Here is a 21,712-nt window from a genome sequence, read left to right as displayed (position 1 = left end):
ATGCCCGAGGGAGACAGCGTCCACCGTCTCGCCGCCCGCCTCAGACGGGCGGCGGACGGGCGGACGATCGTCGAGGGCGAGCTCCGCTCCGGAGACGCCGCGGGCACCGACCTCGCGGGGCTCCGCATCCTCGAGCACGACACCCACGGCAAGCACCTCCTCACGCGCCTGAGCGGCGAGACGACCCTGCACACCCACCTCCGGATGCAGGGCTCGTGGACCGTCACCGCCCCCGGCCGCGCGATCCCCCGCCGCGTGCAGAAGGACGTCCGCGTCCGCCTCCGCCTCGACGACGACTCGACCGTCTGGGGTCTCGACCTGCCCGTGGTCGAGCTGCTGCCGACCCGCGACGAGCACCGCGCGATCGGGCATCTCGGTCCCGATCCGCTCCGGAGCGACTGGGACGGCGAGGAGGCGATCCGCCGCCTCTCCCTCGCTCCCGACCGCCCGGTGATCGCCGCACTCCTCGATCAGCGGCTGATCGCAGGGCTGGGCAATCTCTGGGCGAACGAGGTCTGCTTCCTCCGGGGCGTCTGGCCCTGGCGGCCGATCGGCTCGCTCGACATCCGGGCGCTCACCGCCACCGCCTCCCGAGCCCTCCGCGCCTCCGTGACGGTGCCCAGGATGTTCCAGACCACGACCGGCGACACCCGCCGGGGCGAGCGGCACTGGGTCGTCGGGCGCGCGGGCCGCCCCTGCCGTCGCTGCGGCAGCACGGTCCTCGTGCGGGCCGAGGTCGCCGGCGACCCCGAGCGGCGTCGTACCTGGTGGTGCCCGCACTGCCAGCCCGAGCTGTGACGACTGCTCCTGGGCCGATGCGCGCGCGTCTCCCCCTGCGTAGGCTGACCGGGACGACAGCGGAGGAGCCGGATGAGCGACGTATGGGGATCCCCCGATCCCGCAGCCCGGAAAGAGGTCGAGCCCTCCCCCGCGGCGACGCCGGCGGAGCGCACGGCCGACACCCCCGCGCGGGTCGAGGACACGGAGCGGGCGCAGGCGGTCCGGCATCTGAAGCAGCGCCGCGACTTCTTCAGCACTCTCGGAGGGTGGGCCAGCGTCTCGGCGATCACCACCGGGATCTGGGTCGCAGGAGGCGCCGACGGCTACTTCTGGCCGATCTGGCCCATGATCGGCATCGGCATCGGGGTGGTCGGCCAGGCCGCCTCCACCTGGGGACCGATGAAGAAGGACATCACCGAGGCCGACATCGCCGCCGAGATGCGCAAGCGGGAGCTGCGCGGCCACTAGGGCCCGGTGAACGCGAGACGGCCGTCGCGAGCACGGCCTGATCGGTCCCAGGAGACCGCCGAACGTGCCTGCTAGTCTCCCCTGGAGCGCTCCGGCGACCCGACGGTGGCGCTCACGGCACAGCGTGGCGCGCCGGACCTGCGGCGTTCCGCCTCCGGCACCGCCCACTGACGGTTTGGACACCCTTGGCCGACTCCACCCAGCCCCCCTTCTCCTTCGACGAAGTGCCGCCGCCGAAGCGGCCGAGCCGCCGAGCCGTGATCCTCGGAGCGGTCGGCGCCGGTCTCGGCGTCGCCGCTCTCGGTGGTGCCGGCTACGCCGCCTACCAGGCGTTCCGTCCCGACGACGTCCCCGGCGTTCCCGGCGACGAGGGCGCACCTCCGCAGGAGGTCGTCCTGCTTCCCGGCGTCCCCGAACCGGTGCAGTCGTTCGGACCGAACGGCACGCACTGGCCCTCCCTCACCCCCTGGATCACCGGTGACGTCGACACCGAGGTCGAGGTGGAATGCACCTGGGCCGCGATCGCCGAGGCGATCACGACGGCGCTGACCACGGCCGGTCCCTCCGACACGATCCGCATCCTGGTCGCCCCCGGCGAGCTGGCCGGCGGCGGTGCGGGCGCGAGCTCCACTCCCGTGATGCAGGACGTCGGCTCGCTCGACCGCGAGAACCGCGTCCTGGTCTATCCGCGCGACGGCTACGGCACGGTCACGACGGCGAACTCCTGGCGGATGCTGCGCGTGAACGGCGTCACCGTGGCCGGCATCGTCACCACCGGCGGCTTCCTCGTCTCCGGCTGCTCGGGATCCGCGTTCGCCCGGATCAGGGTGGACGCCGCCTACAACGTGCACGGTGCCGACGGCGTCGAGTACACCGAGAACGTCGAGGTGGTCGAGGTCGTCGTCCCCGAGGCCCAGCTCCGCGACGAGGATGTGACGAGCCTCCGCACCCCGACGAAGGGCGACGGCAGCCTCCGCTACGTGCGCCGGGTGGCCTGCTACACGGCTCCGGGGTACAAGGCGAAGGACTCCAACGCACACACCGACACGATCCAGATGTCGGGTCAGGGCGACAACTACTACGGCGACTTCACCAGCGTCGACTGCATCGACTTCGCCTCGACCAACACGGCCTTCCAGATCGGCTCGGCGCCCAACGTGCGCTACGAGCACTGCCTGGTCGTCGGCGGCGACGTGGTGCACCGCGTGTTCCCCCTCCCGGACGGAGCGGACCCCGGAGGGAACTTCGCCGCCTCGAACGGCCCCGGCGCCGACAAGGGCTGCTCGGCGGTCGACAGCATCTTCATCGGAGCGATCGGCGCCTCCAGCTGGGCCGAGGTCACCGACTCGACCGTCGGCTACGAGGGCACCTCCGCTCCGACCGAGGGCGAGTGGACCATCGACCCGTCGATCCTCGAGTGGAGCGCCGACGACGTGCACGAGCGCAGCCCGCAGGTCACCGACGAGTACCTGGCCACCATCTGGGCGTGAGGCGCCCGGGCGTGAGGCCTAGGTGTGCCGTCCGCGCCGCCTCGGGCGCGCCAGCGCGGTGAGCGCCGACGGCACCGAGAACAGCGGATCGCCGGGAAGCCGCGCGAGCAGGGCGCGGAGGCCGAGCGAGACCGCGATGATCGCCGCGGTGACCAGGGGCGGGTAGACCAGCTCGGCGATCGGGTTCCGGAGGAGCGCGACCAGCCACTCCGCTCCCGGGTGCGCGACGAGCGACCACAGCCCGAGCAGCGGCACCTGCAGAAGGTAGATCGGCAGCGTCCGCCGGCCGATCGCGGAGCCCAGCCGGGCGGCGGGGGCCCAGAGGCACAGGAGCGCGGCCGAGACGACCGCGAGCGGAATCGCTCCCGTGCTCGCGACGAAGCCGAACACCTCGGCCGCAGGACCGTCGACCAGGTGCCCGCCGAGGACAGCGAGCAGGAAGACCCCGAGCGGAGCCAGGAACGTCACGACCGCGGGCCGGGAGAATCGGCGCAGCTGCTCCGCCCCGAGCACACCGAGCGCGAAGAAGACGAAGTTCTGCAGCAGCGCATCGCCGAAGAGGATCATCCGGACGTTCGCGGCGATGAGCCAGCCCGCGGCGCCGAGCAGCAGGATCCCCCACCACGGCACCCGCAGCGCTCGGAACCCGACGAGCAGGACCGGGTAGACCGCGAGCGCGAAGATGAACCACAGCGTCGTCGTCGGGAACACGAACTGCAGGGCGAACTGCGCCGGAGTGTCGATCGAGTGCGGGAAGTCGGGGCGCGCCAGCAGCGCGAAGAACACTCCGTAGAGCGCGACCCACACCACGTAGAGGTAGGCGTTCGACACCAGCCGGAGTCTCGCCGACCCGGCGCGCCAGCCGAGCAGGAGTCCGCGGTGCGCGAGCAGCCCCGAGAGGGCGAAGAGGATCGGCATCCGGATGCGGCCGAGCGAGCTGCCGACCTGGTCCCAGGCCGCGGCGACGGCCGAGGTGCCGTCGACGAGTCCGGCGTAGTTCCAGATCAGGACGTGGAAGACCACGACGGCGATGACGCCGAGGCCGCGGGTGGTGTCGACCCAGGCGAGACGCTCGCGCGCGGCTCCACCCTGCCCTGCTCCCACCACCACGGTGACCAGTATGGGGGCAGTCCTCTCCGGTCGACATCCGCCCTGAGAGGGGGTGGCGCCGCTCAGACCGCGCCGTCCAAGCGCCCGACGGAGGTGACGCGGACGACCGCGGCGCCCGCCTCGTCCGACTCCGCGAGGTCGACGACGGCCGAGATCCCCCAGTCGTGGTCCCCCGCCGGGTCGGCGAAGATCTGACGCACGCGCCACTCGGCCGGCTCCTCGGTGACGAGCAGCATCGCGGGCCCGCGCGCGTCGGAATCGGTGCCGATGCTGTCGTGCTCGTCGTAGTAGTCGTCGAGCGCGGCGCCCCAGGCGTCGGCTCCGAATCCCGGGTCGAGCTCGCCCAGGGCCTCGTGGTCGTCGAGTGCTGCCAGCGTCACCCGGCGGAAGAGCTCGTTGCGCACGAGCACGCGGAAGGCGCGGTGGTTGGCCGTGAGGCGGCGAGGAGCGGGCGGCACGATCGACTGGTCGGCGGCGTGCAGCGTCGGGTTGATCAGCTCCTCCCACTCGTCGACGAGCGACGAGTCGACCTGGCGCACCAGCTCGCCGAGCCACTCGATCAGGTCGTGCAGCTCCTCGTTCTTCAGCTCGTCGGGGATCGTCTGCCGTGCCGCGCGGAACGCGTCGGACAGGTAGCGCAGGACGAGTCCCTCCGACCGTGAGAGCTTGTAGAACGCGGTGTACTCGCCGAACGACATCGCCCGCTCGTACATGTCGCGCACGACCGACTTGGGCGAGAGCTCGAAGTCGCGCACCCACGGCTGCACGGACGTGTAGGTGGCGAACATCGCCTCCAGCAGCTCGTCGAGGGGCTTGGGGTGCGTGACGGCCTCGAGCAGCTCCATCCGCTCCTCGTACTCGATCCCCTCCGCCTTCATCACCGCGACCGCCTCGCCGCGCGCCTGGAACTGCTGCGCGCCGAGGATCGGCCGCGGATCGTCCAGCGTCGCCTCGAGCACCGAGATCACGTCGAGCGCGAAGCTCGGCGACTCGGGATCGAGCACGTCGAACACCGCGAGCGCGAACGGGGAGAGCGGCTGGTTCAGCGCGAAGTTCGGCTGCAGATCGACGGTCAGGCGGATCCGCACCACCCCGTCCTCGCCGAGGCTCTGCTCGACCACGCCCGCCTCGCGCAGCGTGCGGTAGATGCCGAGAGCCCGGCGCGCGAGCTGGAGCTGCCTCCGCCACGGCTCGTGGTTGTCGAAGACGAGGGAGTGCACGTTCGCGTAGGCGTCGCCGCCCCGCGCGATCACGTTCAGCAGCATCGCCGACGTGATCGTCATGTGCGAGGTGAGCGTCTCGGGCTCGGCGTCGACGAGCTTGCGGAAGCTCGGCTCGCCCCAGCTGATGAAGCCCTGCGGCGCTCGCTTCGCGACCCATTTGCGCCGCTTCTTGGGGTCGTCGACCATCTTGTCGAGAGCCTTCCGGTTCTCGGACTCGTGCTCGGGCGCCTGCACCACGACCGTGCCCGCGGTGTCGTAGCCCGCACGGCCGGCACGCCCCGCGATCTGGTGGAACTCGCGCGCCGAGAGCTGCCGCATCCGGGTGCCGTCGTACTTCGTCAGCGCGGTGAGCAGCACAGTGCGGATCGGAACGTTGATGCCCACGCCGAGGGTGTCGGTGCCGCAGATGACCCGCAGCATCCCCTGCTGCGCGAGCTGCTCGACGAGCCGGCGGTACTTGGGGAGCATGCCCGCGTGGTGCACGCCGATGCCCAGCCGCAGCAGCCGCGAGAGCGTCTTGCCGAACGCGGTGGTGAAGCGGAAGCCTCCGATCACCTCCGCGATGCGGTCCCGGTGCTCGCGGCTGGCGATGTTCGCGCTGGTCAGCGCCTGCGCCCGCTCGAGCGCCGCCGCCTGCGAGAAGTGCACGACGTACACCGGCGACTGGTTCGTCGACAGCAGCTCCTCGATCGAGTCGTGGATCGGCGCGATCTCGTAGAAGAAGTGCAGCGGCACCGGCCGCTCCACCCCGGTGACCGTCGCCGTCTCGCGCCCCGTGCGCCGGCTCAGGTCGGCGGCGAGCGCCGTCACGTCGCCCAGCGTCGCCGACATCAGCACGAACTGCACGTGCGGGAGGGTCAGCAGCGGCACCTGCCACGCCCAGCCGCGCGAGGGGTCGGCGTAGAAGTGGAACTCGTCCATCACGACCTGGTCGACATCGGTGTCGGCGCCGTGGCGCAGCGCCAGGTTCGCCAGGATCTCGGCCGTGCAGCAGATGATGGGCGCGTCGGGGTTCACGGAGGAGTCGCCCGTCACCATGCCGACGTTGGACGCCCCGAACACGTCGACCAGCGCGAAGAACTTCTCGGACACGAGCGCCTTGATCGGCGCCGTGTAGTAGCTGCGCCTGCCGTTCGCCAGCGCCGCCGCGTGCGCCCCGATCGCGACCAGCGACTTGCCCGTGCCGGTCGGCGTCGACAGGATCAGGTTCGCTCCGGACGCGATCTCGATCATCGACTCGTCCTGCGCCGGATACAGCGGCAGCCCCCGCGCCTCGGCCCACTCGGTGAACGCCAGGTACACCGCATCGTCGTCGACGCGCCCGTCGGCATCGGGCGTCGGCATGCGTTCGAGCAGCGTCGGAGTCATCCGTCCATGATCGCGTGCTTTCGGTGCTTGCGAGGCGGGGCGTCCCCGCCGCCCCTCCCGCGGTCGGCCCGTCGGCGTGGCCGGGTCCCGCAGAGCGTCCCGCCTTCGCTCCGTCGAATCGCTCGCACGCGATTCGACGAATCGCTCCGAGTCGGAGGGGCCCCCTCCCCAAGGCGCGGAATCGACTCGTCGCGAGTGGTCGTCCCGAGTCGATCCAGGCAGCCGTTCGTGACGAGTCGATCGGCGAACGCACAGCGGGCGCTCATCGCACGGAGTCGACTCGTCATGGATGGTCGCGTCGAGTCAGGTGAGGGAGCCGTTGGTGACGGATCGGTCGGCGAGAGCGCGGCGGAGGCGCTCGACGGAGCGCTCGGGATGGGGGAGGAACTCGGCGGCGACGATGCGGACGGGATGCACGCCGATCGCGAGGAAGTCGTCGTAGCGTCCGACATCTCGGGCGAACTGCCGGTTGCTCGTGCGGTGGCCGTCGCCCTCGTACTCCCACGAGACCCTCTCCCGCGGGTACCAGCCGTCCGGACGCCCCACGAACACACCCGCAGACGTGAAAAGGGGCACCTGGAGCAGCGGCTCCGGCAGCCCCGCGCGCACCGACGCGAGCCGGAAGCGCGTCTCCTGCCGAGACTCGGCACCGCCGCGGACCAGCGCGACCGCCTCCCGGAGACGCACCGAGCCGCGACCGCGGAACGACGCGACACGATCGTGGAGGTCGGCCAGCGGTACCCACGGGCGAGGATCGGCCGCGTCGCCGCGCCGCGGAGTCAGGACCAGCGCATCGCCCACCGCGACCAGATCGTCGAGCTCCAACAGGGTGCCGAGGTGGCAGAACAACGATGCCCCGTCGGTCATCGGCAGCCCGTGCCGGAGGATGCCCCGCACCCGCGGATCCGAGATCGCGTGCCCGACGACTCCCGGCTGCCGGGGAGCCCGCGCCTGCGATCGCACGCCGACATGGAGCTTCTCCGCCCCGAGCGGCTGCGGGAGCGGGAGCGGCCAGAGCCGAGCCGCCGTCAGATGGCTGAGGACCGCGCCCGGCCCGAGAACGGCGAGGAGCGCCTCCACACGGATCTCGAGACTCGGCTCGAGGACGTCTGTCCGCACCCCGCGGAAGGGAACGCGGAGGTCGTTGCTGCGGAGCCGGCCGCGCGAGACGCCCTCGAGCGACGCCTCCGCGACCGTGAAGGGACGCCCCCGGAGCTCGCGCGGAAGGTGTGACGGCTGCTGCATGACGACACAGTGCCGCAGTGGAGCCCGCGAGAACGGTTCTCCACAGGGCCCGCCGTTCTCCACAGGCCCGGCGTTCTCAGGCCGACCGCGCAGACCGACTCGTCACGAGCGGTCGTGTCACGAGACCGACGACGACCGCTCGTGACGAGTCGGTGTCAGGCGAGGGCGCGGTGCAGGTACGGCAGGAGCGCCTCGGCGAGGTGCAGCTCACCCGCCGCCCCCGCGTCGAGGAGGGTCTGCGCGTCGTCGGCGCGGCGCTCGACGAACCAGCGACGCAGCGGCACACCGCGGGAGGGGCGCGAGCGGAGCTCGATCGGGTCGCCCGCCTCGACGGAGCCGCGGTGCAGCACCCGCAGGTAGGCGCCGGTCCGGCCCGCCTCGGCGAAGCGCTTCACCCACTGCGGCTCGTCGAGGTGCCGCTGGAAGGTCGCGCACGGCGTCCGCGGCATCGTCACCTCGACTTCGACGCGCTCGCCGATGCGCCAGCGCTCGCCGATCACGGCGTTCGAGAGGTCGAGCCCCTCGGTCCGCAGGTTCTCGCCGAAGAGTCCCGGAGGCGTCGCGCGCCCGAGACGCTCTCCCCACCACTGCGCATCCTCCGCCGCATAGGCGTAGAGCGCCTTGGCCTCGCCGCCGTGATGCGCCCGGTCGGCCTGCACGTCCGCGTACAGACCGAGATCGCGGACGACCACCGGTCCCTCGACCGGGCGCTTGTCGATCGCGGTCACCCCCACGGATCCGGGATCGGGCAGCAGGCGGTCGACGCGGCACACGGCGAGGAGTCGGGGCATGCCCACATCGTGCCATCGCCCGGACGTCGAGGGCGCGTAGGCTCCCCGGATGCGCGCCGCGATCTCCGCTCCCCGACTCGACCCGCTCGTCCTCGACGACCTCGCCGAGGGGTACGCGGGCGACACCGGCGCCCGCGAGCACGCGGAGGGGCTGAGGTTCACCGACGTCGACCTCTCGGGGGTCGATCTGACCGCCTCCTCCTTCAGCGAGTGCGTGCTCGACGGCGCCGCGCTCGACCGGGCGCAGCTGCGCGCTGCCTCCGTCGTCGAATCACGCCTCGAGCGCCTCGACGTGCCGGGGCTCTCGGCGCCGCGGAGTCGCTGGCGCTCGGTCGAACTGCTCGCCTCGCGCCTCGGGTCGGCCGAGCTCTACGAGAGCACCTTCGAGCAGGTGCACCTCGCCGACTGCAAGCTCGGGTACGTCAACCTGCGCGGCGCGACCCTGCGCGACGTCGTGTTCGAGCGCTGCACGATCGACGAGCTCGACCTCGGCGGGGCGAGCGGATCCCGCGTGGCGTTCGTCGACTGCGAGATCCGCTCGCTCGAGCTGCCGAACGCGCGCATCGACGACCTCGATCTGCGCGGAGCCGAGCTGCACGTGCTGGGCGGGCTCGACGGTCTCCGCGGCGCTGCGCTCACCGAGCTGCAGCTGAGCCTGATGCTGCCGCTGTTCGCGCAGCACTTCGGCGTCAGAGTCCTCGGCTGACCACCGGGCGCCGGCCGCTGAGCCGCGTCAGTGCCGAGCGAGTCGGCGCCGGATCAGCCGGGTGAGCGCCCGGCGCCCGAGCAGGAACACGGCGAGCACGAGCGTCGTGACGATGACGAAGCTCCACTGCACCCCCTGACCGGAGGCGATCCGCAGCAGCATCCCGCCGATCACCGTCGTCACCCAGACCACGATCCCGGAGGGGACCAGCCGGTCGGGCGAGCGCCACGAGCGCGAGAGCAGCCAGCCCGCGAGGAGCGCGACGAGGAACGGCCAGAGCGTCACGAGCAGCCCGGCGGCCTCGGAGCCCTCGTCGTGACTCCGCCGCCCGATCAGCACGAAGACGAGCACGAGCCCGACGTCGAGCCCGAGCCCGAGCCATGCGCGGCCGCTCACGCCGGCTCCGTCACGAAGTCGATGAGCTGCTCCACGCGGCCGAGCAGCGCCGGCTCGAGGTCCTGGAAGGTCCGCACCTGCCCGAGGATGCGCTGCCACGCGCGGGCGATGTCGGCCTGCTCCTCGTGAGGCCAGCCCAGCGCCTGGCAGATGCCGTGCTTCCACTCGACCGAGCGCGGGATCTCGGGCCAGCGCTCGAGCCCGACCCGTGCCGGTTTCACGGCCTGCCAGACGTCGACGTAGGGGTGGCCGACGACGAGCACGTGCGCACCGTGCGGGCCGGCCGCGACCGCGTCGGCGATGCGCGACTCCTTCGAGCCGCGGACGAGGTGGTCGACGAGCACGCCGATCCGGCGCCCGGGGCCCGGGCGGAACGCGCGCACCAGCTCGTCGAGGTTGTCGACGCCCTCGATGTACTCGACCACGACACCCTCGATGCGCAGGTCGTGGCCCCAGACCTTCTCGACGAGCTCGGCGTCGTGCCGACCCTCGACGTAGATGCGGCTCGGCAGCGCGACGCGCGCCCTCGCGTCGGCGACGTGGAAGGATCCGGACGCGGAGCGCGCCCGCCCGAGGTTCGCGTCGCGCTTGAGACCCGGCGCCTTGAGCGAGACCGGCTTGCCGTCGATGAGGAACCCGGGGCCGATCGGGAAGACGCGGACCTTGCCGAAGCGGTCCTCGAGCTTCACCATCCGCAGCTCGACGCCGACCACGGCGCCCACGAATCCGGAGGCGACCTCCTCGACGACGAGATCGCGCACGGCCTCGACCACCGCGACCTCGACCTTGTTCTTCGCCCGCCAGTCGCCCGCGAGCACGTCCCGCCCGTACCTGTCCTCATCCACCTGGCCGAGGGTAGCGCCCACCCCTGACGTCGCCGAGCGGCCACGCGTGACGCCCGGAGACGGCGCTCCCAGCCTCGGTGACTAGGCTGGCGGTGAAAGAACGTGCTCCGGGGTCGGTGAGAGTCCGAACCGGCGGTGACAGTCCGCGAGCCGCTGACCACTTCGGTGGGAGGCGGTTGACCTGGTGGAACTCCGGGACCGACGGTGAAAGTCCGGATGGGAGGCAGCACGAGCGTCGCGCGCGAGCGCGGCGCTGAACGACGGTGCCCGCGCACCGCCGATCGCACCCCGGAGTTCGGCGACGAACGGAAGACCGGGAATGACGATCGACTTCGAGCACGCGATGCGCAGGGCGCTCGCTCTCGCCGAGCACGGGCCCGCGCGCGGTGTGAATCCGCGTGTCGGCTGCGTCGTTCTCGCGCCCGACGGCTCGGTGCTCGCCGAGGGCTGGCACCACGGCGCCGGAACCGCTCACGCCGAGGTCGACGCCCTGTCCGCTCTCGCCCCGGGCGCCGCCTCCGGAGCCACCGCCGTCGTCTCGCTCGAGCCCTGCAACCACACCGGCCGCACCGGCCCGTGCAGCCGCGCCCTGATCGACGCCGGCGTGACCCGCGTGGTCTACGCGGTCGGCGACCCCGGCGACCGCTCCTCCGGAGGCGCCGACACGCTCCGCGCGGCCGGCGTCGAGGTCATCGAGGGGGTCCTCGCCGACGAGGCGGAGGAGTTCCTGCACGTCTGGCTGTCCGCCACCCGCCGCCGCCGGCCCTGGGTGACCCTCAAGTGGGCGTCCACGCTCGACGGCCGCACCGCCGCCGCCGACGGCAGCAGCCGCTGGATCACGGGCGCCGCGGCCCGGCAGCGGGTGCACGAGCAGCGCGCCACCGCCGACGCGATCCTCGTCGGCACCGGCACCGTCCTCGCCGACGACCCGAGTCTGACCGCGAGGGGTGACGGAGGCGAGCTGCTCGCCGACCAGCCCGTCCCCGTGGTGGTCGGCTCGCGCGCCGTTCCCGCCGACGCCCGCCTGTTCGAGCACCCGCACGCTCCGATCCTCGAGCGCACCCACGACCTCGCCGCCGTCCTCGACCGCCTCTACGACGCCGAGATCCGCCACGTCTACGTCGAGGGCGGGCCGACCCTGGCCTCCGCACTCGTCGCCGACGGCCTCGTCGACGAGTTCCTCGTCTACCTCGCGCCGGCACTGCTCGGCGGCCCGCGCCTGGCCCTCGACGATCTCGGCGTCGAGAGCATCGGCGGCGCTCACCGCCTCACGCTGCGCTCCGTCGAGACCCTCGGCGACGACCTGCTGGTCACCGCCCGCCCGCTGCCCGTCCTGCAGAAGGAGACCTGATGTTCACCGGAATCATCGAGGAGATCGGTGTGGTCACCGCGATCGACGCGGGAGCCGACGCGATCCGCCTGACGGTGCGCGGCCCGCTCGCCGTCGAGGGGGCACGGCACGGCGACTCCATCGCGGTGTCGGGCGTCTGCCTCACCGTCGTCGACCAGTCGCCCGACGGCTTCACCGCCGACGTGATGGCGCAGACGCTGCGGATGTCGACGCTCGACGGCGTGGCGGTGGGCGACTCCGTGAACCTCGAGCGCGCCGCCCTGGTCGGCGACCGCCTCGGCGGCCACATCGTGCAGGGCCACATCGACGGCACGGCGACGCTGCTGTCGATCACTCCGGGAGACGCGTGGCGGGTGCTGCGCTTCTCGCTGCCCCCCGAGGCCGCTCCCCTCGTCACCGACAAGGGCTCGATCGCGGTCGACGGAGTCTCGCTGACCGTCTCGGCGATCAGTCCCGCCACCGAGGCCGACCAGTGGTTCGAGGTCTCGCTGATCCCCGAGACCCTCGCGGCCACCACCCTCGGCGCCCGCGCCGTCGGCGAGCGGGTCAACATCGAGACCGACATCCTCGCGCGCCACGTCGAGCGGATGCTCGCCCTGCGCGCCGTCACCCTTCCCGGAGGTGGGAAATGACTCTCTCCAGCATCCCCGAGGCCGTCGAGGCGCTGCGCGCCGGCCGGCCGATCATCGTGGCCGACGACGAGGGGCGCGAGAACGAGGGCGATGTCATCGTCTCGGCGCAGCTCGCCAGCCAGGAGACGATCGCCTGGATGGTGCGGCACTCCTCCGGCTTCATCTGCGCGCCGATGACCAACGAGATCGCCGACCGCCTCGAGCTGCCGCTGATGGTCGTCGACAACGAGGATCCGCGCGGCACCGCGTACACGCTCTCGGTCGACGCCGCCGACCGCCTCTCGACGGGCATCAGCGCCTCCGACCGGGCGCACACCCTCCGGGTCCTCGCCGATCCGGAGGCGACGCCGTCGCGACTGCACCGCCCCGGCCACATCCTGCCGCTGCGCGCCGTCGACGGAGGAGTCCGCGAGCGCGACGGCCACACCGAGGCCGCGGTCGACCTGATGAAGCTCGCGGGCCTCTACCCCGTCGGCGCCATCTCCGAGATCGTGGCCGAGGACGGCGAGATGATGCGCCTCCCGGGCCTGATCGCCCTCGGCGAGCGCGAGGGAGTGCCGGTGACCACGGTCGCCGCGCTGATCGCCTACCTGCAGGAGTTCCACTGCGACACCGAGGTCCCGCTCGCGGTGTCCGTGCCCGAGAGCGCCCGGGTGAGCTTCGAGGTCGAGACGACCGTGCCGACCACGCACGGGCCGTTCCGCGTGCGCGCCTACCGCGACCGCCAGACGGGCGCCGATCACGTCGCCATCGTCGCGGGGACCGTCGGCGCCGGGCACTCGACCCTCGTCCGCGTGCACTCGGAGTGCCTCACCGGCGAGGCTTTCGGCTCGCTCCGGTGCGAGTGCGGTCCGCAGCTCGACGCGGCTCTCGACACCGTGCAGCGCGACGGCGGAGTCGTCGTGTACCTCCGCGGACACGAGGGCCGGGGCATCGGCCTGATCAACAAGCTGCGCGCCTACCGCCTGCAGGACGACGGCCTCGACACCCTCGACGCCAATCTCGCGCTCGGGCTGCCCGCCGATGCGCGGGATTACGGAGCCGCTGTCGGGATCCTCGAGGACCTCGGGATCTCCGACGTCCGCCTCCTCACCAACAACCCCGAGAAGGTGCGCCAGCTCACCGATCGCGGCATCACCGTGTCCGAGCGGGTCCCGCTCGTCGTCGGCGCGGGCGCGTTCAACGAGGGCTACCTCGCGACCAAGCGCGACCGGATGGGCCACGACTTCACCATCGACCACCTCGACCACCTCGACGCCGGGATCACCGGCGCGACCACGAAGGAGTAGCACCATGGCCGGTAGCGGCGCACCCACCACCTCCCCCGTCGACGGCTCGGGCCTTCGCATCGTCGTCATCGCCGGGACCTGGCACGAGCAGATCTCGAACGGCCTGATCGCCGGCGCGAGCCGCGCGCTCGACGAGTCGGGCGCCTCCTGGTCGCTCGTGCGCGTGCCGGGCTCGTTCGAGCTGCCGGTCGCCTCGAAGGTCGCGCTGGAGGCGGGCGCCGACGCGGTGGTCGCCCTCGGCGTCATCATCCGCGGCGGCACCCCGCACTTCGAGTACGTGTCGGACGCGGCGACCTCGGGTCTGACGAACGTCTCGATCCAGACCGGCAAGCCCGTCGGCTTCGGCGTGCTGACCCTCGACACCGAGCAGCAGGGCATCGACCGGGCGGGCCTCCCCGGCTCGAAGGAGGACAAGGGCCGCGAGGCGGCCGAGGCGGCGGTCGCCACCGCGCTCCTCCTCCGTCAGCTGCGCGGCTGAGCCCGTCGGGGCGGCGACCCCCTTCGTAGGGGGACCGCCGCCCCAAGCTGGGAGAACACGGAGTAAAGTGGTCGGGTCGTCACGAACGGCTCTACTCTTCCTCCCCTCACGGCCCGCAGCGCCTGATCGACGCCCGCTGGTCGCTCCGGGATCCCCGTCACTACGGAGCAGCCTGCCTTCCATGTCCACGTCATCCGCCACCGCCGACGCGCCCTCCGCCCCGCAGAACTCCCGCGGACGCGTGATCCTCGCGAGCCTCATCGGCACGTCGATCGAGTTCTACGACTTCTACGCCTACGCGACCGCCGCCGTGCTCGTCTTCCCGACCCTCTTCTTCGTGAACGAGGACCCGGCCGTCGCCCTCCTCGCCTCGTTCGCGGTCTTCGGAGTCGCGTTCATCGCGCGCCCGATCGGGTCGATCATCTTCGGCCACTTCGGCGACCGGGTCGGCCGCAAGGGCACGCTCGTCGCCTCCCTGCTCACCATGGGCGTCGCGACGTTCCTCATCGGCTGCCTGCCGACCGCGCTGACCCCGGGCTGGGAGTTCCTCGCACCGTTCCTGCTCGTCGTGATGCGCTTCTGCCAGGGCCTCGGCCTCGGCGGTGAGTGGTCGGGAGCCGCGCTGCTCGCGACCGAGAACGCCCCGGCCGGCAAGCGCGCCATCTACGGCACGTTCCCGCAGCTCGGCGCCCCGATCGGCTTCATCGTCGCCAACGTGCTCTTCCTCGTCCTGGCCAGCACGATGAGCGACGAGACCTTCGCCGCGTGGGGCTGGCGCGTGCCGTTCCTCGCGAGCGCCGTGCTCGTGATCATCGGCCTCTACGTCCGCTTCAAGCTCGTCGAGACTCCCGCGTTCCAGAAGGTCGTCGACAGCGGAGAGGTGGCCAAGCTGCCCCTCGCGCGCGTCTTCAAGACCAGCTGGCGCCCGCTGATCCTGGGCACGTTCATCATGCTCGCGACCTACGTGCTCTTCTACCTGATGACCACGTTCACCCTCACGTACGGCACGGCCGCGACCGACGGCCCCACCCCGGGCCTCGGCTACACCCGCAACGACTTCCTGATCATGCTCATCGTCGGTGTCGTGTTCTTCGGCATCTTCACGCTGGTCTCCGGTCCGCTCGCCGAGAAGTACGGCCGCCGCAGGACGCTGCTCACGGTCACGAGCGCGATCATCGCCTTCGGCCTCCTGTTCGTGCCGCTGTTCGGCGGCGGCTTCGTCGGCGTGATGGCCGTGCTCATCCTCGGCTTCACGCTGATGGGCCTGACCTTCGGGCCGATGGGCGCCGTCCTGCCGGAGCTGTTCCCGACCAACGTCCGCTACACCGGCTCGGCGATGGCGTACAACCTGGCGTCGATCCTCGGAGCAGCGCTCGCGCCGATCATCGCGGTCGCGCTCTGGCAGTCGGCCGGCGGCAGCCCCGTGCTGGTCGGCCTCTACCTCAGCGGCGCCGGCGTGCTGACGCTGATCGCACTGCTGCTCTCGAAGGAGACCCAGCACACGGCGTACCACGACAACGTGTCGTAGGAGTCCGCTCCCGCTCGTCCGGCCCGTCGGTGCACCCGGCGGGCCGGACGCGTCTCCGGGCCGTGGCCCCTGCGATCTGCAGGCGTCGGTGCGATCTGCAGGCCTTCGCGCCGAGTCGCCCCGTCCTGCCGCTTCACCGTGCCGAAACTCGCCGCACATCCTGCAGATCGAACCACCGTCAATCCACGTTGACACCCGCCGCGCGCCTCAGCTAGCCTGTAAACCTGGATTGACATCTCCGCCGTCTCCGCCGACGGCTGGTTCGCAGCGATCAGGAGGCAGAATGAACGACGGCACGATCGCGACACTGGCCGGAGACGCCGGCGCCGACGACCCGATCGCGGCGCTGAGGGCCATTCACAGCCTCCGCGCCGAGCTCGACCGCACCGAGGCTCTCGCCGTCCGACGGGCGCGCAATGCGAACGCCTCGTGGCAGCTGATCGCCCTGTGCCTCGGTGTCAGCCGACAGGCGGTCCACAAGAAGTACGGCAAGGCATGAGCGAGGACGGACGAGCGATGAGCACCACCACCCCGAGGCGGTCCGGCCGCGGCAAGAAGGACGACGGGCCCCGCGCCTCCTTCTCGCAGCTCGTCCCCTACCTGCTCGAGCACCGCGGGATCCTCTCGGTCGTCGTCGTGCTGAGCCTGATCGGCGCCGCGGCCAGCCTCGCGCAGCCGCTCATCGTCGGTCAGGTCATCACCCGCGTGCAGACCGGGCTCGACCTCGGCCCGCTGGTCTGGGCGCTCGTCGCCCTGGTCGTCGCCTCCGGCCTCATCTCGGGATTCGCGCACTACCTCCTCCAGCGCACCGGCGAGGGAATCGTGCTCTCGAGCCGCCGCCGGATCGTCGCCCGGCTCCTCCGCCTGCCGATCCGCGAGTTCGACGCCCGCCGCACCGGCGACCTCGTCTCGCGCGTCGGCTCCGACTCGACCCTGCTCCGCGCCGTGCTGACCCAGGGGCTGGTCGACTCGATCGCCGGCTCGCTGGTCTTCGTCGGCGCCATCATCGCCATGGCGATCATCGACTGGGTGCTGCTGCTCATCATCGTGGCGGTCGTCGCCGCCGCTCTGACGCTCGCCCTCACCCTCGGCCGGGGCATCCGCATCGCGAGCCGCCAGGCGCAGGAGAAGGTCGGCGACCTCGCCGCATCGGTCGAGCGCGCCATCAGCGCGGTCCGCACCATCCGCGCGGCCGGCGCCACCGATCGCGAGATCGCCGTCGTCGACTCGCACGCCACGGAGGCGTACCGCCTCGGCCTGCGCGTCGCCCACGTCTCCGCCCTCGTCGTCCCGGTCGCGGGCATCGCCCTCCAGGTCGCGTTCCTCGCGGTCCTCGGAGTCGGCGGCTACCGCGTCGCGTCCGGCGCGATCGACATCGCCCAGCTGGTCTCGTTCATCCTCTTCCTCTTCATGATGGTGATGCCGCTGGGCAACTTCATCGGCGCGATCACCTCCGTCAACTCCGCCCTCGGCGCGCTCGGGCGCATCCAGGAGATCATCGACCTCCCCATCGAGGGCGACGGCGACACCTCCTCCGGCGGTCTCGGCGCCGGAGTGTCCGACAGCGCGATCTCGTTCGACGACGTCGTCTTCTCGTACGACGCCCGCGCGGTGACCGAGCAGGAGGACGGCGAGCGCACCGTGCTGCGCGGTGTGTCGTTCACGGTCCCCCGCGGCAAGCGCACAGCCCTGGTCGGCCCATCGGGTGCCGGCAAGAGCACGATCCTCGCGCTCATCGAGCGCTTCTACGACCCGGAGGCAGGCGTCGTCCGACTGGGCGGGGTCGACATCACCGCGATCGACCGCGACGCCCTCCGCGCGCAGATCGGCTACGTCGAGCAGGACGCGCCGGTCCTCGCCGGCACGATCCGCGAGAACCTCGTCCTCGGGCGTCCCGACGCCGACGACGCCGACTGCCGCCGCGTGCTCGAGGCCGTGAACCTCACCGACGTGCTCGAGCGCAACCCGCTCGGACTCGACGCGCCCGTCGGCGAGAGCGGCGTGATGCTCTCGGGCGGCGAGCGCCAGCGCCTCGCGATCGGCCGCGCGCTGCTCGCCGCCCCGCCCATCCTGCTGCTGGACGAGTCGACGTCGAGCCTCGACGGTCTGAACGAGCAGCGCCTGCGCCTCGCGATCGACGCCGTGGCCGAGAACCGCACGCTGCTCGTCATCGCCCACCGGCTCTCGACCGTGGTCGACTCCGACCAGATCGTCGTGCTCAGCAAGGGTGAGGTCGTCGGAATCGGCACGCACTCCGAGCTCGTCGAATCGACCCCGCTCTACCGCGATCTCGCGAAGCACCAGCTGCTGGTCTGATCGACCTGCGGGAGCTCAGCGCGGGGGCAGCCTCAGCGCGCCGTCGAGCCGCACGACCTCGCCGTTGAGCATCGGGTTCTCGACCACGTGCCGCACGAGTGCCGCGAACTCCGCGGGGCGGCCGAGACGTGCCGGGTGCGGCGTCGCCGATCCGAGCGCGGTGCGCGCGCGCTCGGGCAGCCCGGCGAGCAGCGGAGTGTCGAAGGTGCCGGGTGCGATCGACACGACGCGGATCAGCCTCTCGGCGAGCTCCCGCGCCAGCGGCAGCGTGAGCGCGGCGACCGCACCCTTCGACGCCGCGTAGGCCGCCTGCCCGATCTGCCCCTCGAACGCGGCGACCGACGAGGTGGTGACGAGGACTCCGCGCTCCCCGTCGATCGGCTCCCGCTCGGCGATCGACGCGGCCGCGAGCCGCAGGACGTTCAGCGTGCCCACCGTGTTGACGCGCAGCACCCGCTCGAACGCCTCGAGCGCGAGCGGGCCGTCGCGGCCGAGGAGGCGCCCGGGCGTCGCGATCCCCGCGCAGACCACCGCGATCCGCAGCTCCCCCGCCGCCTCGATCGCGCGCGCGACGGCATCGGAGTCGAGCACGTCGCCCGCGATCAGGGTCACGGAGTCGGGGAGGCTCGCCGCGGCGACGGCCTCGGACAGGTCGAGCACCGTCACTCGTGCACCCGCGTCGAGCAGGGCGATCGCCGTCGCCGCGCCCAGTCCGGAGGCGCCACCGGCGACCAGAGCGGAGCACCCGTCGATCAGCACGGTCAGGAGGACGGAGTCGGGGACGGGGCGTCCGTGGCCGGCGCAGTGCTGGACGGCGCAGTGGTGGCGGGCGCAGAAGTGGCGGGCGCAGAAGTGGCGGGCGCAGTGCCGAGCGCCTCGGCCGAGCAGTCGGTCATGGTCGCGTCGTAAGCGTCGAGCAGCTGCTGAGCCGACAGTCGCTCGTCCGCGGTCGCCGTCTCGTCGGGCAGTGACGGCCGCTCACCGAGGCCGTAGCGGGCGAGGCAGAGCGTGATGCGCTGCGTCAGATCGTCGCCGTCGACCGCGAGGCTTCCGGTCGGCGTGACGGTGGTGAGCGGCACGGAGCTGCCCGGGCCGAGCACCGCGTCCTCGGGCACGTCGGCGGGCAGCGCGGTGCAGGCCGCCAGCGCGAGCACGACGACGGCGAGCGATGACGACAGGAGCGAGCGGCCGGCGCGAGCGAGCGGAGGCGCCGTGGTCCGGGGAGGCGCGGTGCGGTCGAGAGCGGTGCGATCGGGCATGGGGGACCTCGCTCGCTTCGATGCCGACAGGATGGCTGCGAGCGTATCGCAGCGCGCGTCCCCTGCGGCCGCCCGGCGCGCTCGACGGCACCCCGTCTAGGAGGGGGCCAGCGCCCACATCGCCACCGCGCTGGCCGCCGCGACGTTGAGCGAGTCGATGCCGTGCCGCATCGGGATCTGCACCGCGACGTCCGCCGCCGCGAGAGCCTCCGCTGTCAGTCCGTCACCCTCGGTGCCGAGGACGAGGGCGACCCGCTCGGGTGCGGAGGCCGCGAACTCGCGCAGCGGCACCGCCTCCGGGGTCAGCGCCATCGCCGCGATCGTGAATCCCGCGGCGTGCAGGAGGGCCGCCGCGGTGTCCCACCCGCCGACGCGCGTCCACGGCACCTGGAGCACCGTCCCCATGCTGACCCGGATGGCGCGGCGGTAGAACGGGTCGGAGCAGCGCGGCGTGACGAGCACTGCGTCGGCACCGATCGCCCCGACCGACCGGAAGATCGCGCCGACGTTGGTCGGATCGACCACGTCCTCGAGCACGACGATGCGCCGCGCGCCTGCGAGCAGCTGCGCCGGATCGGGCAGCGGCGGTCGGTCCATCGCGGCGATCAACCCGCGGTGCAGGGTATAGCCGGTCAGCTCGGCCAGCATCTCCGCGGGCCCGGTGAAGACCGGGACGTCGAAACCCTCGACGAGGCGGGCGGCCTCGGCGGCCGAGCCTCCCAGCGCCAGGACCGAGCGGGGTCGATGCCCGGCCACGAGCGCGCGCTCGAGCACGAGCGCCGACTCCGCGATGTAGATCCCGTGCGGGCCTCGGGCGTTCTTCAGCGCGACGTCGGTCGCGTGCGCGTAGTCGCGGAGCCGCGGGTCCTCGAGGGAGCGGACCTCGGTCGGGAGCACCGGATCAGGCGAACGGGTCGGGGGTGAGCGTGTACTTCGTGTCGAGGTACTCGTGGATGCCCTCGAGCCCGCCCTCACGGCCGAGACCCGACTGCTTGACGCCCCCGAACGGCGCGGCCGCGTTCGAGACGACGCCGACGTTCAGCCCCATCATCCCGGTGGCGAGGCGCTCGATCATCCGCTGGCCGCGCGCGAGGTCGCGGGTGAAGACGTACGAGACGAGACCGAACTCGGTGTCGTTCGCGAGCGCGACGGCCTCGTCCTCGTCGCGGAACGGCACGATCGCCAGGACCGGGCCGAAGATCTCGGTGCGGAGGATCTCGCTCCCGCCGTCGACGCCCGACAGCACGGTCGGCTCGTAGAAGTGGCCGCTGCGGTCGACGCTGTGCCCTCCTGTGCGGATCCGGGCGCCGCGGGCGACCGCGTCCTCGACGAGGGCGCCGGCCTTCGCGACGGCACGGTCGTCGATGAGCGGGCCGATGGTGACGCCCTCCTCGGTTCCGCGGCCGATGCGGAGGGCGCTGACGCGCTCGGTGACGCGAGCGGCGAACTCCTCGGCGATCGACTCGTGCACGAAGAAGCGGTTCGCCGCGGTGCAGGCCTGGCCGATGTTGCGGAACTTCGCGAGCATCGCTCCCTCGACGGCCTTGTCGAGGTCGGCGTCCTCGAAGACGACGAACGGCGCGTTGCCGCCGAGCTCCATCGAGGTCCGGAGCACGTTCGCCGACGCCTGCTGCAGCAGCGTCCGCCCCACGGGGGTCGATCCTGTGAACGAGATCTTCCGCAGCCGCGGGTCGTTCAGGATCGGTTCCGACAGCGCGCCCGCCGACGACGTCGTGACCACATTGACGACTCCGTCGGGCACCCCCGCCTCGGCGAGGAGGGCCGCGAAGGCGAGCGTCGTGAGCGGAGTGAGCTCCGCGGGCTTCACGACGACCGTGCAGCCGGCGGCGAGCGCCGGCGCGATCTTGCGTGTCGCCATGGCCAGCGGGAAGTTCCACGGCGTGATGAGGTAGCAGGGCCCGACGGGGTGCTGCGAGACGATCATCCGGCCGGTGCCCTCGGGATTCACGCCGTAGCGACCCGAGATCCGCACGGCCTCCTCGCTGAACCAGCGGAGGAACTCGCCTCCGTAGGCGACCTCTCCGAGCGCCTCGGCGACGGGCTTGCCCATCTCGAGGGTCATCAGCAGGGCGAACTCGTCCTTGCGCTCCTGCAGCAGGTCGAAGGCCCGGCGGAGGATCTCGCCGCGCTTCCGGGGCGCCGTCGCGGCCCAGGACTCCCCCGCGGCGACCGCGGCATCGAGCGCTCGCAGTCCGTCCTCGGGAGTCGCGTCGGCGATCGTGAGGATCTTCTCGCCCGTCGCCGGATCCTCGACGTCGATCGTCCCACCGCCGGACGCGTCGACCCAGGCGCCGCCGATGAACAGCTGCGAGGGGACGCGGGCGAGGAGGGCGGCCTCGGAGGCCTCGACGGAAGCGGACACGGCATCGCTCTTTCTCTGCGGAACACGGGGGGCGCAACGTCGTGGTCGGGCCGC

21 protein-coding genes and 1 riboswitch are annotated in these 21,712 nt (G+C 72.2%); of the genes, 11 read left to right on the top strand and 10 right to left on the bottom strand.

Going from position 1 to position 21,712, the window contains the following annotated elements; genetic code table 11:
• From ASG06_RS10910 to ASG06_RS10900, 3 genes are all read left to right on the top strand, one after another.
• The gene (locus tag ASG06_RS10910; RefSeq protein WP_056041922.1) at nt 1-798 is read left to right on the top strand and encodes a DNA-formamidopyrimidine glycosylase family protein; all 798 of its coding nucleotides are present in this window, start codon (nt 1-3) and stop codon (nt 796-798) included.
• Nucleotides 799-870: 72 nt separating this feature from the next.
• Nucleotides 871-1,248, top strand: coding sequence for a 2TM domain-containing protein (locus tag ASG06_RS10905; RefSeq protein ID WP_056041920.1), 378 nt, complete (start codon nt 871-873; stop codon nt 1,246-1,248).
• Nucleotides 1,249-1,433: 185 nt separating this feature from the next.
• Nucleotides 1,434-2,738 carry a hypothetical protein gene (locus ASG06_RS10900; RefSeq protein WP_056041918.1) on the top strand — a complete coding sequence of 435 codons (1,305 nt, stop codon included), beginning with the start codon at nt 1,434-1,436 and terminating at the stop codon, nt 2,736-2,738.
• An 18-nt stretch (nt 2,739-2,756) separates the two neighbouring features.
• On the opposite strand, the gene ASG06_RS10895 is transcribed toward ASG06_RS10900, so the two are convergent.
• The 4 genes from ASG06_RS10895 to ASG06_RS10880 all read right to left on the bottom strand — a co-directional run bounded on the left by ASG06_RS10895 (nt 2,757) and on the right by ASG06_RS10880 (nt 8,475).
• Nucleotides 2,757-3,848: an acyltransferase family protein gene (locus ASG06_RS10895; RefSeq protein ID WP_156465948.1), complete on the bottom strand. Its 1,092-nt coding sequence runs from the start codon at nt 3,846-3,848 to the stop codon at nt 2,757-2,759.
• A gap of 62 nt (nt 3,849-3,910) precedes the next feature.
• Nucleotides 3,911-6,439 (bottom strand): DEAD/DEAH box helicase, encoded by a 2,529-nt coding sequence (locus ASG06_RS10890; RefSeq protein ID WP_056041914.1) that lies wholly within the window; start codon nt 6,437-6,439, stop codon nt 3,911-3,913.
• 303 nt (nt 6,440-6,742) lie between these two features.
• On the bottom strand, nt 6,743-7,684 hold the full coding sequence (locus ASG06_RS10885; RefSeq protein ID WP_056041913.1) for a hypothetical protein: 942 nt from the start codon (nt 7,682-7,684) through the stop codon (nt 6,743-6,745).
• A gap of 155 nt (nt 7,685-7,839) precedes the next feature.
• On the bottom strand, nt 7,840-8,475 hold the full coding sequence (locus ASG06_RS10880; RefSeq protein WP_056041911.1) for an MOSC domain-containing protein: 636 nt from the start codon (nt 8,473-8,475) through the stop codon (nt 7,840-7,842).
• A 49-nt stretch (nt 8,476-8,524) separates the two neighbouring features.
• On the opposite strand from ASG06_RS10880, the gene ASG06_RS10875 reads away from it, so the two are divergent.
• Nucleotides 8,525-9,181, top strand: a complete 657-nt coding sequence (locus tag ASG06_RS10875; RefSeq protein ID WP_056041909.1) for a pentapeptide repeat-containing protein — start codon at nt 8,525-8,527, stop codon at nt 9,179-9,181.
• A 27-nt stretch (nt 9,182-9,208) separates the two neighbouring features.
• Here ASG06_RS10875 and ASG06_RS10870 read toward each other — a convergent pair whose 3' ends face one another.
• Nucleotides 9,209-9,577, bottom strand: a complete 369-nt coding sequence (locus tag ASG06_RS10870; protein ID WP_056041907.1) for a DUF3054 domain-containing protein — start codon at nt 9,575-9,577, stop codon at nt 9,209-9,211.
• Nucleotides 9,574-10,422: a DUF3097 domain-containing protein gene (locus tag ASG06_RS10865; RefSeq protein ID WP_056041905.1), complete on the bottom strand. Its 849-nt coding sequence runs from the start codon at nt 10,420-10,422 to the stop codon at nt 9,574-9,576. Before ASG06_RS10865 ends, ASG06_RS10870 begins: the two co-directional genes overlap by 4 nt.
• A 99-nt stretch (nt 10,423-10,521) precedes the next feature.
• Nucleotides 10,522-10,655, top strand: a riboswitch (FMN riboswitch).
• Nucleotides 10,656-10,741: 86 nt separating this feature from the next.
• On the opposite strand from ASG06_RS10865, the gene ribD reads away from it, so the two are divergent.
• From ribD to ASG06_RS10830, 7 genes are all read left to right on the top strand, one after another.
• On the top strand, nt 10,742-11,773 hold the full coding sequence (gene ribD / locus ASG06_RS10860) for a bifunctional diaminohydroxyphosphoribosylaminopyrimidine deaminase/5-amino-6-(5-phosphoribosylamino)uracil reductase RibD (RefSeq protein ID WP_056041904.1): 1,032 nt from the start codon (nt 10,742-10,744) through the stop codon (nt 11,771-11,773).
• On the top strand, nt 11,773-12,405 hold the full coding sequence (locus ASG06_RS10855; protein ID WP_056041902.1) for a riboflavin synthase: 633 nt from the start codon (nt 11,773-11,775) through the stop codon (nt 12,403-12,405). Before ribD ends, ASG06_RS10855 begins: the two co-directional genes overlap by 1 nt.
• Entirely contained in the window at nt 12,402-13,694 is a 1,293-nt protein-coding gene (locus ASG06_RS10850) for a bifunctional 3,4-dihydroxy-2-butanone-4-phosphate synthase/GTP cyclohydrolase II (protein WP_056041900.1), read from the top strand. Before ASG06_RS10855 ends, ASG06_RS10850 begins: the two co-directional genes overlap by 4 nt.
• Before the next feature lie 4 nt (nt 13,695-13,698).
• Nucleotides 13,699-14,172, top strand: coding sequence for a 6,7-dimethyl-8-ribityllumazine synthase (gene ribH, locus ASG06_RS10845; RefSeq protein WP_056041899.1), 474 nt, complete (start codon nt 13,699-13,701; stop codon nt 14,170-14,172).
• Between the two features lie 181 nt (nt 14,173-14,353).
• Entirely contained in the window at nt 14,354-15,700 is a 1,347-nt protein-coding gene (locus ASG06_RS10840) for an MFS transporter (protein WP_056041897.1), read from the top strand.
• Nucleotides 15,701-15,983: 283 nt separating this feature from the next.
• Nucleotides 15,984-16,199 carry a hypothetical protein gene (locus tag ASG06_RS10835; protein ID WP_056041894.1) on the top strand — a complete coding sequence of 72 codons (216 nt, stop codon included), beginning with the start codon at nt 15,984-15,986 and terminating at the stop codon, nt 16,197-16,199.
• A gap of 17 nt (nt 16,200-16,216) precedes the next feature.
• Nucleotides 16,217-18,016: an ABC transporter ATP-binding protein gene (locus tag ASG06_RS10830; protein ID WP_056041891.1), complete on the top strand. Its 1,800-nt coding sequence runs from the start codon at nt 16,217-16,219 to the stop codon at nt 18,014-18,016.
• 15 nt (nt 18,017-18,031) lie between these two features.
• Here ASG06_RS10830 and ASG06_RS10825 read toward each other — a convergent pair whose 3' ends face one another.
• From ASG06_RS10825 to ASG06_RS10810, 4 genes are all read right to left on the bottom strand, one after another.
• A complete protein-coding gene (locus tag ASG06_RS10825; RefSeq protein ID WP_056041889.1) occupies nt 18,032-18,775 on the bottom strand; it encodes an SDR family NAD(P)-dependent oxidoreductase in 744 nt (247 codons plus the stop codon).
• 2 nt (nt 18,776-18,777) lie between these two features.
• Complete coding sequence (locus ASG06_RS10820) at nt 18,778-19,275, bottom strand: hypothetical protein (protein WP_056041887.1); 498 nt, start codon at nt 19,273-19,275, stop codon at nt 18,778-18,780.
• A 96-nt stretch (nt 19,276-19,371) separates the two neighbouring features.
• Nucleotides 19,372-20,172, bottom strand: coding sequence for a TrmH family RNA methyltransferase (locus ASG06_RS10815; RefSeq protein WP_056041885.1), 801 nt, complete (start codon nt 20,170-20,172; stop codon nt 19,372-19,374).
• Between the two features lie 4 nt (nt 20,173-20,176).
• Nucleotides 20,177-21,658 (bottom strand): NAD-dependent succinate-semialdehyde dehydrogenase, encoded by a 1,482-nt coding sequence (locus tag ASG06_RS10810; RefSeq protein ID WP_056041883.1) that lies wholly within the window; start codon nt 21,656-21,658, stop codon nt 20,177-20,179.
• Nucleotides 21,659-21,712: the final 54 nt, after the last annotated feature.

This window comes from Rathayibacter sp. Leaf185, assembly GCF_001423885.1.
In the GTDB taxonomy this organism is placed as follows: domain Bacteria; phylum Actinomycetota; class Actinomycetes; order Actinomycetales; family Microbacteriaceae; genus Rathayibacter.
This window is presented reverse-complemented; position numbering and strand designations above follow the sequence as displayed.

Excerpts from the sequence above, each read along its gene's own strand:
- ribD (WP_056041904.1), top strand. The coding sequence starts at position 10,742 with ATGACGATCGACTTCGAGCACGCGATGCGCAGGGCGCTCGCTCTCGCC.
- ASG06_RS10835 (WP_056041894.1), top strand. The coding sequence starts at position 15,984 with ATGAACGACGGCACGATCGCGACACTGGCCGGAGACGCCGGCGCCGAC.
- ASG06_RS10905 (WP_056041920.1), top strand. The coding sequence starts at position 871 with ATGAGCGACGTATGGGGATCCCCCGATCCCGCAGCCCGGAAAGAGGTC.
- ASG06_RS10885 (WP_056041913.1), bottom strand. The coding sequence starts at position 7,684 with ATGCAGCAGCCGTCACACCTTCCGCGCGAGCTCCGGGGGCGTCCCTTC.
- ASG06_RS10840 (WP_056041897.1), top strand. The coding sequence starts at position 14,354 with ATGTCCACGTCATCCGCCACCGCCGACGCGCCCTCCGCCCCGCAGAAC.
- ASG06_RS10830 (WP_056041891.1), top strand. The coding sequence starts at position 16,217 with ATGAGCACCACCACCCCGAGGCGGTCCGGCCGCGGCAAGAAGGACGAC.
- ASG06_RS10890 (WP_056041914.1), bottom strand. The coding sequence starts at position 6,439 with ATGACTCCGACGCTGCTCGAACGCATGCCGACGCCCGATGCCGACGGG.
- ASG06_RS10910 (WP_056041922.1), top strand. The coding sequence starts at position 1 with ATGCCCGAGGGAGACAGCGTCCACCGTCTCGCCGCCCGCCTCAGACGG.
- ASG06_RS10880 (WP_056041911.1), bottom strand. The coding sequence starts at position 8,475 with ATGCCCCGACTCCTCGCCGTGTGCCGCGTCGACCGCCTGCTGCCCGAT.
- ASG06_RS10820 (WP_056041887.1), bottom strand. The coding sequence starts at position 19,275 with ATGCCCGATCGCACCGCTCTCGACCGCACCGCGCCTCCCCGGACCACG.
- ASG06_RS10855 (WP_056041902.1), top strand. The coding sequence starts at position 11,773 with ATGTTCACCGGAATCATCGAGGAGATCGGTGTGGTCACCGCGATCGAC.
- ASG06_RS10850 (WP_056041900.1), top strand. The coding sequence starts at position 12,402 with ATGACTCTCTCCAGCATCCCCGAGGCCGTCGAGGCGCTGCGCGCCGGC.
- ribH (WP_056041899.1), top strand. The coding sequence starts at position 13,699 with ATGGCCGGTAGCGGCGCACCCACCACCTCCCCCGTCGACGGCTCGGGC.
- ASG06_RS10875 (WP_056041909.1), top strand. The coding sequence starts at position 8,525 with ATGCGCGCCGCGATCTCCGCTCCCCGACTCGACCCGCTCGTCCTCGAC.